The sequence below is a fragment of the Streptomyces albicerus genome, assembly GCF_008905045.1.
Classification (GTDB): domain Bacteria; phylum Actinomycetota; class Actinomycetes; order Streptomycetales; family Streptomycetaceae; genus Streptomyces; species Streptomyces albicerus.
Map to the genome: position 1 here is coordinate 1 of NZ_VWMY01000100.1, position 11,443 is coordinate 11,443.

Consider the following 11,443-nt stretch of genomic DNA (forward strand, 5'->3'; position numbering starts at 1 on the left):
AGCCCCGCGCCCCTGAAAGCGGGGCTGCGCCCCAGGCTTTTGTCTTTAGGGGCGCGGGGAACTGCGCGACCAGCCACGAACAACCCGCAGCCATCCGACGACCTTCCCTGCCCCTACAACAGCCGCTTCAGCTTCTCCGCCAGCAAGTCCCAGCGCCACTTCTCCTCGACCCACTCCCGACCCCGCTCCCCCATCCGACGCCGGAGTTCCGCGTCGCCCAGCAGCGCGACGACGCGGTCGGCCGCCGCCTCCGGGGAGCCGCCCCGCACGACCCACCCCGTCTCCCCGTCCAGCACCGCGTCGGGCGCGCCGCCGGAGTCGCCGGCGACGACGGGAAGGCCGGTCGCGGAGGCTTCGAGGTAGACGATGCCGAGGCCCTCGACGTCGAGGCCGCCGCGGCGGGTGCGGCAGGGCATGGCGAAGACGTCGCCCGCGCCGTAGTGGGCGGGGAGTTCGGACCAGGGGACGGCACCGGTGAAGCGGACGGAGGCGGAGACGCCGGTCTCGTGCGCGAGCCTGCGCAGGTCCTTCTCGTACGGGCCGCCGCCGACGATCAGCAGCACCGCCTCGGGCTCCCTCGCCAGGATGCGCGGCATGGCGAGGATGAGGGTGTCCTGGCCCTTGCGCGGGACGAGACGGGAGACGCAGACGACGACCGGGCGGTCGGTCAGACCGAGGCGGGCGCGGACGACGTCGCCGCCCGAACCGGGGTGGAAGGTCTTCTCGTCGACGCCCGGCGGCAGTTGGACCATCCGAGAGGCCGCGTCCCGCGTCAGCGCCGGGGCGATCCGCGAGCGCGTGTACTCGCCGAGGTAGGTGATCGTGTCCGTCGACTCGCCGATCGCGCGCAGCCGCCCACGTGAGCCCGGCAGTTGCGCCCACCCCGCCTCGTGACCGTGCGTCGTGGCCACGAGGCGCTCCGCACCCGCCTTCCGGAGCGCGGGCGCCAGCAGTCCGAGCGGCGCCGCGGCGCCGAACCACACCGACGTGCAGCCGTGCTCCCGAAGCAGCCCCACGGCCCGCCGGGAGACCCTCGGTGTGGGCAGCAGCATCGTTGTTCGGTCGCGTACGATGACGAAGGGCTGTTCGGCGTCGAAGGCGGCCGTCGCCTCGACACCCTCGCGGCCCCGCTTCCAGGTGGAGGCGTAGACGACGAGCCGCTCGGGGTCCAGGCGCAACGCCATGTTGTGCAGGAAGGCCTGGATGCCGCCCGGTCTCGGCGGAAAGTCGTTGGTCACGATCAGGGTCTTGTGCATCGCCGTCGACAGTACCGAAAGTACGGAAGTACCGAACCCGCACCTCGCAGCTCCGCACGGCCGCGCTTCATGGCTCTCGCACAGCCGCACAGGGAATCATGGCCGCACAGGATCCGTACGGAAAAGGACAGGTGGGCATGACGGGAGCAAGGGGGGCGAGGTTCCCGTTTCTGCTGCTGGGGACCTGGGGCCTGACCAGGCTGATGCTGCTGCTCTTCGTCTTCAAGGTGTGGATCTTCCCCGGTCCTGACGTCACGAGCGACGTCTCGGTGATCTACCAGGGCTGGTACGAGGTCCTGCGCACCGGCACCTTCCCGCTGGACGACGTGACCTGGCAGTACCCGCCGGCCGCCGCGCTCGCGATCCTCTCCCCCGCGCTGCTGCCCTTCCTCGCGTACACGGAGGCGTTCTTCGTCCTCGCCTTCGTCGCCGACCTGATCGCCTTCGGCCTGCTCCTCTACGCGGGCCGGCGCCCCGGCAAGTCGCTGCGCGGCGCCTGGGTGTGGGTCGTGGGTGTGCCGCTGCTCGGGCCGACGGTGTACTCCCGGTACGACGTGATGGTGACGGCCGTCGTCATCGCCGCGATCCTCGCGGGCGCCCGGCATCCGCGGGTCATGGGCGCGCTCGCCGCGTTCGCCGCGCTGCTGAAGGTGTGGCCGGTGCTGCTGCTCGTGGGCACGGCGAAGCGGCGGGCGTGGGGCGCTGCGGCGGCGACGGCCGCGGGGCTCGCGCTGCTGTTCGCCGTGTCGATGCCCGGCGCGTTCGCGTTCCTGACCTTCCAGCGCGACCGCGGGACCGAGGTCGAGTCGCTCGGCTCCCTGGTCTTCCACATCGCCCGGCACCACGGCTGGCAGGGCCAGGTGCTGCTCAACTACGGCTCGGTGGAGTTCCTCGGCCCGTACGTGGACCTGGTGAGCGCGGCGGCTCTGCTGCTGACGGGGCTGGCGTTCGGCTGGCTGCTGGTGTGGCGGCTGTGCGCGACGCGGTTCCACACGCACACGGTCGCGGACGCCGCGTTCGTGGGGGTGCTGCTGTTCACGACGACCAGCCGGGTCATCAGCCCGCAGTACATGGTGTGGCTGGTCGGTCTGGCCGCCGTGTGCCTGGTCTTCCGCGGTAGCCGGATGGGGCTGCCGGCCGGGATGGTCCTGGCGGCGAGCTTCTTCACCGTCCTGGAGTTCCCCATCTGGTTCTCGGACGTCGTCGGCAGTACCGGGCTCGGCATCACGCTGCTCGTGATCCGCAACGGCCTGCTGGTCGCCGCGTGCGTCTCCGCGGGCGCACTCCTCTGGCGCGACACGGTGTCGTCCGCCGCCCCGGCCAAACTGCCCGCTCAGACGGCCCGCACCCAGGAGACGCTGACTTCCTGACGGCGCAGCCGCGGCAGGAGCACCGCGCACTGCACGGCCATGGCGAGCGCCATCGCGAGGCAGATGCCGGGGAGGCCGAGCCCCGACAGGGCGTACGCGAGCGCCAGTTGGACGGCCGTGCCGAGCACCGTCACCCGCAGCAGCACGGGCGCGCCGCCGCTGCCCTCGAAGACCCCGCCGAGCGCGATGCAGCAGGCCATCAGGAGCAGATACGGCCCGACGCAGCGCAGGAACACCACGCCTTCGTGCGCCACTTCGGGGCCGGCGCCGAAGGCCCGCATGATCCAGGGCGCGAGGACCAGCAGCAGGAGCGCGGCCAGCAGGCCCAGCGCCCCCGAGACGAGCACGGCCTGCCGGCCGATGGCCCGCCGCTCGTCCTTCCCGGCGCCCCCGGTGTGCGCGGTGTGGATGGAGGCGGCCTGCCGGACCGCGTAGAAGGCCATCGTGGCGACGTACATGACCTTGTACGCGATCGAGTACGCGGCCACGGCACTCACCCCCAGCCGGGCCACCACCGCGACGAGGACGAGCGCGCCGGTCTGCCGCACGGTGAAGTCGGCGGACATGGGCAGACCGGTCCTGAGCGTCCGGCGCAGCGCGGGCCCGGTGGCCTCGGCGGGCCGGGCCGTGGCGGCCGCCCGGAGCACGCCGTTCCGGCGCAGCGCGCGCAGGCCCGCCGCGAGGGCCACACCGCGGCACAGGACCGTGGAGGCGGCGGCGCCCCGGACGCCGTACGCGTGGATGAGCAACGGATCGAGCACGAGGATCAGCCCGTTGGCCAGCAGGGCCAGACGCATCGGGGTCCTCGTGTCGCCCGCACCCTTGAGGATGCCGTCGACGAGGTTCTGCGCGAAGAACACGGCGATGCCCGGCAGGGAGATCGCGAAGTAGCCGACGGCGAGGGCGAGCGCGGGTCCGTCGCCGCCGAGCACGAGCCGCGCGAGGGGTTCGCGCAGGAGCCAGCCGCCGACGGCCACCACCGGCGTGACCAGCGCGCACAGCGCCCAGCCGCCGCGTACGGCCGCCCGTAGCGCGGCCGAATCGCGGGCTCCCCTCGCGTGCGCGACCAGGACGGTCGTGCCGGAGGCGAAGACGAGCGCGACACCGAGCAGCACGTTCTCGGTATTGGTGGCGACGGCGACGGCCGCGACGGCGTCCGGACCGAGCCGGGAGACCCAGACGGTGTTGATGATTCCCGCGGTGACGCTCGCGAGGAGAGAGAAGTAGACGGGGTGGGCGAGCGATATGAGCTGCTTGCGGTGGTCGTTCACCGATTCCCCCTCGATCCGAGCTACCTCGTTTCGAGGTAGCTCGATAAGAGGTAGCATGTCGACGCGAGGCACGCAAGCACATGCAAGCGAAGGAGTCGCCGGTGCTGGAGCTGTCGATCCTGGGGTTTCTCTCCGAAGAGCCGCTGCACGGGTACGAGTTGAAGGAGCGCATCAAGGCGCTCAGCGGCCATGTACGGCCGGTCAGCGACGGAGCGCTCTACCCGGCAATCACACGCATGGTGGCGGCGGGCAAGCTCGAGCAGCACACAGAGCCGGGTTCGAGCGCGGCCCCGCGCCGCATCTTGTCCCTCACCGAGAAGGGTCGGGCGGATCTCCTGGAGCGCCTGCGCCACCCCAAGGACACCGAGATCACGGACCAGGTCCGCTTCAACACCCTGCTCGCGTTCCTACGACACCTGCCCGACCGCCACGAGCAGGCCGCCGTACTCCGACGGCGCCTGGACTTCCTCAACACGCCCGCGAGCTTCTTCTACCGAGACGGCCGCCCCGTACGAGCGGAGGAGTCGGGCGACCTCTTCCGCCGGGGCATGCTCCGGGTGGCCCGGGCAACGGGCGAGGCGGAACGAGCATGGCTGACGGAGGCAATCGAACAACTGGAGAGGTGACAGCGCCCCGTCAGGGGCGCGGGGCTGTGACATTTGCGGCTCCGCCGCGTGGGCGCGACCAGCCACAACCGGCCCGCAGTCCTCACTCCGACCGAATCACCCCAATCGGTCCCGTAGATATGCCCGCCACGCCTCCGTGAACTCTTCCAGCGTCGTACCCAATGCCTCCCGCATCGCATCCTCCACAGCCCCCGCCCGCTTCTGATGCGCCCCCACCGCCCGGTAGAACTCCCTCAACCTCACTTCACCCCACCGCTCGGCAATCAACCGACAGGCCAGCCACCCGCCCTCATAGGCCCGCGCCAGCGCCCCCGCGTCCCCACCGAACGCGAATTCCCCGTCACCCGGCAGAGCCGCAGGCACCCGCCCCTCCAGCACCGCCCGAGCCAACTCGGGTGCGACCTGCCTCGCCGTACGCCCCGTCCCTCGGTAGCCGACCCAGTCCGCGAACCCCTCGGAGAGCCACAGCGGAGTCGCCGCCGAGGTCGACGCACGGGTCGCCACATGGGTCGTCTCATGGGTGAGGACGACCTGCCGGCCGAACGCGCCGAGGACGCCGTACGCCTCGGGGTTGACGATGATCCGGTCGGCGGGCGCCTTCGCGGCACCGCCCGCCTCGCCCGTGGTGACCGCCGCGATCCCCCGGTACCCGGACGCGGGCGCCCCGAGCAGCCCCGCCATCCCCTCCAGCGACTTCGGTACGAGGACGACGACCCGCCCCGACCAGTCCCCGCCCCATGCCTCCCGCACCGCGGGCACCGCGCGGTCGGCCAGCTCCGCGTAGCCGCGCAGCGCGTCGCGCGACTGCCCGACCCCCAGGACGAGGCTGCGCTCGCCGCGTACGGCCAGGACGGCCCCCTGCTCCCACAGCTGCTGGCTGGAGTCCTTGGCCGGCCGGTCGTCGGACACGTACCACCGCCCGTCGGACCGTATGAGGCTCAGCGTGCGGGCGGTGACGATGGGCGCCTTGTCGTGGCCCGCTATGCGGTAGTGGAGCTCCGCGTCGGCCGTGGCGCGGTCACCGGAGCGGTGGAAGCCGGTCACGCGGTACGACCAGTCGGCCAGCGGGACCGTCCGCAGGTTCTCGAACTCGGTGCGCGCGGCGGCCCGTTCCCCGGCGGCGACGGAGACCGGCACCTCCGTCGCCACGAACGCCCGCTCGCTGCCGTCGCGCACCGCCGCCGCCCGCCGGTCGAGCACGCGCCGGACGTCGGCGGACGCGCTGTCGGTCCCCGAGCCGCCGCAGCCGACCGGGCTGACGAGGCCGACGAGCAGCAGTCCCACGACCCACTTCGGCGCACGCCCACGACCAGCCACGATCCTGATCGTACGGCGCGGGGGCCGTCGGGTCAGGGGCGCGTCACGGTCGAGACGGGCATCATGCCCACCGGGTCGTAGCGCACGGGCGCGCCCGGGTAAGGCGCGTGGATCACCTGGCCGTTGCCCACGTACATCCCGACATGACTGGCGTCGTCGCGGTAGGTGACCAGATCGCCCGGCTGCGCCTGCGAGAGCGGCACCTGCTCTCCTGCCTGCGCCTGCCCTTGCGAGGTGCGCGGCAGACCGATACCGGCCTGCGCGTACGACCACTGCGTGAGGCCCGAACAGTCGAACCCCGCGGGCCCGTTGGCACCCCAGATGTACGGGCGGCCGACGACCGAGCGGGCCGCGGCGACGGCGGCGGCCGCGCGCGCGGAGGACGGGACGGCTCCGGCGAGGTCGGGGACGCGGCCGGAGCGGGAGGCCCGGTCGTAGGCGGCGCGGTCGGCGTACGGCATCGCGTTGAGCAACTGCCGCGCCTTGGACAGCTTCCGCTCGACGGTCCGCTTGTGCCGGGCGACGGCCTTGCGGCTCTTCTCCAGTTCGGCGAGTTTGCGGGTGGCCGCGTCGCGCTCCTGGGAGAGGTCGCGCATGGCGCCCTGGAGTTCCTTGAGCTCCCCGGCCTGAACGGCGCTGATCCGGTCCAGTGCGGCCGCCTTGTCGAGGTACTCGTCGGGGTCGTCGGAGAACATCAGCGCCAGCGAGGGATCGAGGCCGCCGGAGCGGTACTGGGCCCCGGCGAGCGAACCGAGCGCGTCGCGCATGGTGTTGATGCGCTCCTGCTGTCTGGCGATCCGGTCCTGTGCCTTGTCCACCTGGTCGCGCAGGGTGTCCGCGCGCTCATCGGCCTTGTTGTAGGACTCGGTGGCCTGCTCGGCCTCCTCGTACAGCCGGTCCACCTCGGCACGGGTGTCGTCCTGCGGCGCGGCGCCGGTCGGCGCGATGCCGAGGGCCGCGGCCGCGGCGGTCAGTACGCAGAGGGTGGCGCCTCGGGCGCCCCGGTCGAAGCCGGACGGTGCAAGGCGGCGATGGGACCCCACAGGAAGCCGCTCTCCCTTCCGCTGACAGACCCCCGGAGTTGGGGGAAACGCGGCAGACAGTAGCCGTGCGACTACGCGGCGGCCAAAGACCGTCACGGGCACACAACGTGACACCCCGCCTCAGACGCAGGTCATCAGCGGGGCGTGGGGTCAGCGGGAGGCGCTGGAATTCGCCCGTTCGGGCGGCGTGGCGAACGGGCCACCGGTGGGCCGGGAAGGGCTCCGGACCGGACGAGGGATCAGACTCGGACGCCGAACTGGAAGGACCCGACCGTGCTCATCGACTCCATACGGACGACGGTGCCGGGTTTCGGGGCGTGCACGATCACGCCGTTGCCGGCATACAGACCGACGTGTCCCAGGCTGTTGAAGAAGACCAGGTCGCCGGGCTTGAGCTGATCGCGGCCGATCTTCGTGCCGTCGTTCTGCTGGGTGTACGTGGTCCGGGTTATGGACACCCCGGCCTGGGCGTACGCCCACTGGGTCAGCCCGGAGCAGTCGTAGGAGTTGGGGCCGCTGCCACCGGAGACGTACGGCTTGCCCATCTGGGTCTTGGCGGCGGCGAGGGCGGCGGCGCCGCGCTCGGAGGCCGGTGCCTCGTTGCCGAGTTCGACGCGGTCCCCGGCGGAGCGGCTGGCCCGCTGCTCCTCGGCGTTCAGGGCCGCCTTCTCCTGGGCGGTCAGGGTGTTGAGCAGCTTCTGCGCGTCGGCGAGCTTGCCCTGGACTTCCTTCTTCTTCTTGCTCAGGGTCTCGCGGGTGTCGGCGAGGTCCTTGAGCTTCTCGGCGGCTTCCTGGCGCTGCTGAGCGAGCACCCGCTGCTTGGCCTGGACCTTCTTCAGCGTCTCGACCTGCTGAGAGCTCAGCTGGTCCATCGTGGACGCCTTGTCGAGGTAGTCGTCCGGGTCGGAGGAGAGGAAGAGCTGGACGGAGGGGTCGATGCCGCCCGTCCGGTACTGGGAGCTGGCCATCAGACCGAGGCCGTCCCGCAGGCCGTTGAGATCGTCCTGGCCGCGTGCGACCTGGTCCTGGAGAGTGCCGATCTCCTTCTCGAGCTTCTCCTGCTTCTCCTTGGCCAGGTTGTACTTGTCGGTGGCCAGTTCCGACTCGTGGTAGAGCTTGTCGACCTTGGACTTGACCTCGTCCTTGCTCGGCTTCTCGCTGGGCGCGGCGTTGGCCGCCTGCGAGGTGAGTGCCACAGCAGCGGCGGCAGCGGTGGTGAGCACGGTCACGCGGGTGCGGCTCGGCTGCTTAGGTCGACGGTGGGACGCCACGGAGGCGAGCTCCTTCATTACCTCAGCCGCCCACCGATGACGCCGGTTGGCGGTGCCCCTCCACCGTCACTCCCAATGAGTGATCACCCGAGCGGAGGTTCGAGGCCTGACCTTAGTGATGTACTTGTGATCAGTTCAAATCCTCCTCATAAAAATCTCTGTCACCATCCGCATTCTTTGCACTCAACTCACGTGCAGTAATGCGAGCCTGACACTACGTTGCGTGAAGGTTTCGCCAATTCGGGCAAGTCACTCATGCGTTGCGATTGGGGCGCCTGTTACGTAGGTGACGTACACCCCAGAAGCACAGCCGCGAGCAGGAGCCGCGAGTTCAGCCGCGCGAAAAGCGCTTGAGCAGCACCGCGGAGGCCACCGGACGCGCCCCCGCCTTGGCCACGCCGTCGGCCACCTCGCGGTCGGTCGAGGCGACGATGACGGGCCGGCCGGGCGGCTCGGCGCGCACCAGCTGACGGATCAACTCGTCGGCGGTGACGCCCGCTTTGGAGAACAGCACCCGCACCCCGCGCGGCGGCGCGAGCAGCACCGGGGCGGCCAGCTCGGCCCCGTCGAAGACACAGGTGACCTCCGCCCCGGTCTGGGCGGCGAGCTGGGAGAGCTGGCCGAGGAGCCTGAGCCGCTGTTTCTCCAGCGGCATCTGCGGATAGCCGGTCTTGGTGACGTTGTAGCCGTCGACGACCAGATGCGCCTGCGGCAGCGCGAGCAACTGGTCGAGGATCGCGGGATCGTTTTCGGACAGCGCCCGGGCCGCGATGTCTTTTGGCGTCATCCGTCCCGGTTCGACCGCGTCCACGGTCTCCGCGGGCCGTACCGACACGGGCGGCAGGGCGAGTTCGCGCCGCAGCCCCTGCGCCGCGTCGAGCACGGTGTCCAGCAGCAGCCGTACGCGCATGTCCTCGACGCTTCGCCCCTCGCGCGCCGCGCGGCGGGTGGCCTCCAGGGTGGCCTCGACCTCGCCGAGACGCGCCTTGAGCCGTCGGGACTCGCTCTCGGCGGCGGACACCTGGGCCTGGCCCTCGCCGCGTACGGACTCCATCTCGCCCTGCAGCTTGCGCAGGGCGGCCTCGCCGCGCTTGACGTCGCTGAGGGCGCCACGCAGTTTGCGCTGAAGCGATTCGGCTTCCTTCTTCGCCGACTCCAGCTCCGTACGCAGCCGCTCGGTCTCGGCGCGGGTCTGGCCGCGGGCCTCCGCGAGCTCCTCGCGCAGCCGCTCCAGCTCGGCGCGGCTCTCCTCGTCGGCGCGCTCGGCGTCCGCCCGCAGGGCTTCCTCGCCCGCGGCGGTCACCAGCTTCACCCAGCCCGTGGGCCGCAGCACATAGGCCGCGGCCGCCACGTCCAGCGGGTCCGCGGCCGGGGGCGGCGAGCCCGAGTCGAGGGCGCCGGCCAGCTCCGACTGGGCTTCCCTGAGCTTCTCGGCGATGCGCTGCCTGAAAAGCGGGTCCGTCTCCAGGGCCGCCGCCATCGCGTTGCCCGCGAACTTGGCACGACGATTGGGGGCGAACCGGGCGTACTGCCTGAGCTGTGTGGGCAGTTCGGCCACCGTCAGCCCACCGAAGCCGTCCGAGACGATCTGCACGACCCGGCGCCGCACACCGTCGGGCAGCGGACGGTCGAGCACCTCAGCGGCGCCGTCGTCCGGCTCCCCGCCTGTGGTCTCCACCATCCTTCACCCCATTGTCCGTGCGGGGCCCGCTCCTGTCAGGAGCCGGCGCCCGGCCTGTCCACCAGTTCCACCTGATCCACCGCGTTGCACCAGCGGCAGCGCACCGACTCGATGGTCTCACTGACCACCTCGCGCTCCTCGACCTTCGGTTCGCCGGCCAGATCGAGGTGCACATACTCGACGACCTTCGACGAACGGGTCACGTCGAAGCGCGTGAGGTTGCCGCAGAGCGTGCAGCGCCAGCGGGTCTCGGCGGTCGGCAGGGGAACCGTCATCGTGGCAGTCGCTCACTTTCCTGGTCTTCTGTTGCGCACCAGCTTCCCTGGAGCGTATGGCTCGTAACCCTACGGCCTGGCGGGTAGTCGACGCCCGTCCACCGGGAGCGGCGAGGCGCTCTGTGCGGTTCGGTCCGGTTACGTCATGCTCTGTCACATGATCGGCAAGTGGGGTGCGACCGCCGCGAGGGCGGTCCGGAGTCAGTCCGCTCCGGTGACGTACGGACTGATCGCCCTGTGCTGTCTGGTCTTCCTGATGGGCCCGGCCTCGGGGCTCAGTCCCACGTACGGCACCGGTGACGAGCTCCTTTCCGCGCAGCGGGCCTACTTCGAACGCTGGGGTGTGGTGCCCGTCGAACTGTTCAAGGGGGCGCCGCGGGCCGCCGTCACCCCGGCCACCGCCCTCTTCGTGCACGGCAGCTGGCTGCATCTGCTGGGGAACATGCTCTTCCTCTATGTCTTCGGGGCGATGGCCGAGGAGAGGATGGGCCACTTCGAGTTCGCCCTCTTCTATGTGGGCTGCGGCTATCTCGCCCTGCTCGGCTACGCGGCCGCCCACGCCGGCTCCGCGCAGACGCTGGTCGGGGCGTCGGGGGCGATCTCCGCGGTCCTCGGCGCGTTCCTTTACCTGTTCCCCAAAGCCCGGGTGACCAGTCTTTTTCCGTTCCTCTTCTTCCTGCCGCTACGGTTCCCGGCCTGGGTGGTCCTGCCCTTCTGGGTGTCCCTCCAGTGGATGGCGGCGAGGCGGGAGACCCAGGGCCCCGGGGTGGCCTATCTGGCGCACTTGCTGGGCTTCTCGCTGGGCTTCCTCTACGCGTGGGTGCGGTACGGCCGTCCGGCTGCTGTGTCTTCCCGGGGGGACAACCCCCGGACCCCCGGCCGAAAAGACCACCAGGCGTGAGGCTGAGTAAGGTGAAAAGCCCAGCCATGGCCACCGAGGGAGAAAACCAGCCGTGATCACCGCGATCGTGCTCATCAAGACCAGCGTGGACCGGATCCCTGAGATCGCGGAGTCGATCGCCGCGTTGGACTCCGTCAGTGAGGTGTTCTCTGTGACCGGGACGTATGACTTGATCGCCATGGTCCGGGTGAAGGCCCATGATGATCTGGCTGATGTCATTCCCGGGAAGATCAGCAAGATTCCGGGGGTGGAGGGTACGGATACGCATGTGGCGTTTCGTACGTACTCGCAGCATGATCTTGAGGCTGCGTTCGCTATTGGGCTGGACAACTAGGCAGGGCTCCCCCCGGGGGGTCGTTCGTCGGCTGCGGGATCGTTGTGGCTGATCGCGCAGTTCCCCGCGCCCCTGAAGGGGCGCCCCAGCGCCGGACC

At 70.8% G+C, this 11,443-nt stretch carries 11 protein-coding genes; 4 read left to right on the forward strand and 7 right to left on the reverse strand.

The window, feature by feature from the left end; genetic code table 11:
* Positions 1–113: 113 nt before the first annotated feature.
* A complete protein-coding gene (locus GAS53_RS49155; RefSeq protein WP_151484307.1) occupies positions 114–1,256 on the reverse strand; it encodes a glycosyltransferase family 4 protein in 1,143 nt (380 codons plus the stop codon).
* 137 nt (positions 1,257–1,393) lie between these two features.
* Between GAS53_RS49155 and GAS53_RS49160 the strand changes: the two genes are divergently transcribed.
* Positions 1,394–2,626: a glycosyltransferase 87 family protein gene (locus GAS53_RS49160; protein WP_192583635.1), complete on the forward strand. Its 1,233-nt coding sequence runs from the start codon at positions 1,394–1,396 to the stop codon at positions 2,624–2,626.
* Here GAS53_RS49160 and GAS53_RS49165 read toward each other — a convergent pair.
* Positions 2,590–3,897 (reverse strand): MATE family efflux transporter, encoded by a 1,308-nt coding sequence (locus GAS53_RS49165; RefSeq protein WP_151484309.1) that lies wholly within the window; start codon positions 3,895–3,897, stop codon positions 2,590–2,592. The two genes, GAS53_RS49160 and GAS53_RS49165, sit on opposite strands and share 37 nt — an antisense overlap.
* 101 nt (positions 3,898–3,998) lie before the next feature.
* Between GAS53_RS49165 and GAS53_RS49170 the strand changes: the two genes are divergently transcribed.
* Positions 3,999–4,523, forward strand: coding sequence for a PadR family transcriptional regulator (locus GAS53_RS49170; protein ID WP_151484310.1), 525 nt, complete (start codon positions 3,999–4,001; stop codon positions 4,521–4,523).
* A 96-nt stretch (positions 4,524–4,619) separates the two neighbouring features.
* On the opposite strand, the gene GAS53_RS49175 is transcribed toward GAS53_RS49170, so the two are convergent.
* The 5 genes from GAS53_RS49175 to GAS53_RS49195 form a co-directional block, all read right to left on the reverse strand.
* Complete coding sequence (locus GAS53_RS49175; RefSeq protein ID WP_192583636.1) at positions 4,620–5,840, reverse strand: hypothetical protein; 1,221 nt, start codon at positions 5,838–5,840, stop codon at positions 4,620–4,622.
* A gap of 32 nt (positions 5,841–5,872) precedes the next feature.
* Positions 5,873–6,883, reverse strand: coding sequence for a C40 family peptidase (locus tag GAS53_RS49180; protein ID WP_151484311.1), 1,011 nt, complete (start codon positions 6,881–6,883; stop codon positions 5,873–5,875).
* 239 nt (positions 6,884–7,122) lie between these two features.
* The gene (locus GAS53_RS49185; RefSeq protein ID WP_151484312.1) at positions 7,123–8,154 is read right to left on the reverse strand and encodes a C40 family peptidase; all 1,032 of its coding nucleotides are present in this window, start codon (positions 8,152–8,154) and stop codon (positions 7,123–7,125) included.
* Between the two features lie 331 nt (positions 8,155–8,485).
* A complete protein-coding gene (locus GAS53_RS49190) occupies positions 8,486–9,835 on the reverse strand; it encodes an NYN domain-containing protein (RefSeq protein WP_151484313.1) in 1,350 nt (449 codons plus the stop codon).
* Positions 9,836–9,870: 35 nt separating this feature from the next.
* A complete protein-coding gene (locus tag GAS53_RS49195; RefSeq protein ID WP_033327390.1) occupies positions 9,871–10,110 on the reverse strand; it encodes a hypothetical protein in 240 nt (79 codons plus the stop codon).
* A 157-nt stretch (positions 10,111–10,267) separates the two neighbouring features.
* Here GAS53_RS49195 and GAS53_RS49200 point away from each other — a divergent pair, with 157 nt between their 5' ends.
* Both GAS53_RS49200 and GAS53_RS49205 read left to right on the forward strand, forming a co-directional pair.
* On the forward strand, positions 10,268–11,011 hold the full coding sequence (locus tag GAS53_RS49200; RefSeq protein ID WP_151484314.1) for a rhomboid family intramembrane serine protease: 744 nt from the start codon (positions 10,268–10,270) through the stop codon (positions 11,009–11,011).
* A 52-nt stretch (positions 11,012–11,063) separates the two neighbouring features.
* A complete protein-coding gene (locus GAS53_RS49205; RefSeq protein ID WP_151484315.1) occupies positions 11,064–11,345 on the forward strand; it encodes an Lrp/AsnC family transcriptional regulator in 282 nt (93 codons plus the stop codon).
* The last annotated feature ends 98 nt before the right edge of the window (positions 11,346–11,443 follow it).

What these genes read in the sequence shown, in the direction of transcription:
- GAS53_RS49195 (WP_033327390.1), bottom strand. Translation starts at nt 10,110, where the DNA reads ATGACGGTTCCCCTGCCGACCGCCGAGACCCGCTGGCGCTGCACGCTC.
- GAS53_RS49160 (WP_192583635.1), top strand. Translation starts at nt 1,394, where the DNA reads ATGACGGGAGCAAGGGGGGCGAGGTTCCCGTTTCTGCTGCTGGGGACC.
- GAS53_RS49155 (WP_151484307.1), bottom strand. Translation starts at nt 1,256, where the DNA reads ATGCACAAGACCCTGATCGTGACCAACGACTTTCCGCCGAGACCGGGC.
- GAS53_RS49200 (WP_151484314.1), top strand. Translation starts at nt 10,268, where the DNA reads ATGATCGGCAAGTGGGGTGCGACCGCCGCGAGGGCGGTCCGGAGTCAG.
- GAS53_RS49190 (WP_151484313.1), bottom strand. Translation starts at nt 9,835, where the DNA reads ATGGTGGAGACCACAGGCGGGGAGCCGGACGACGGCGCCGCTGAGGTG.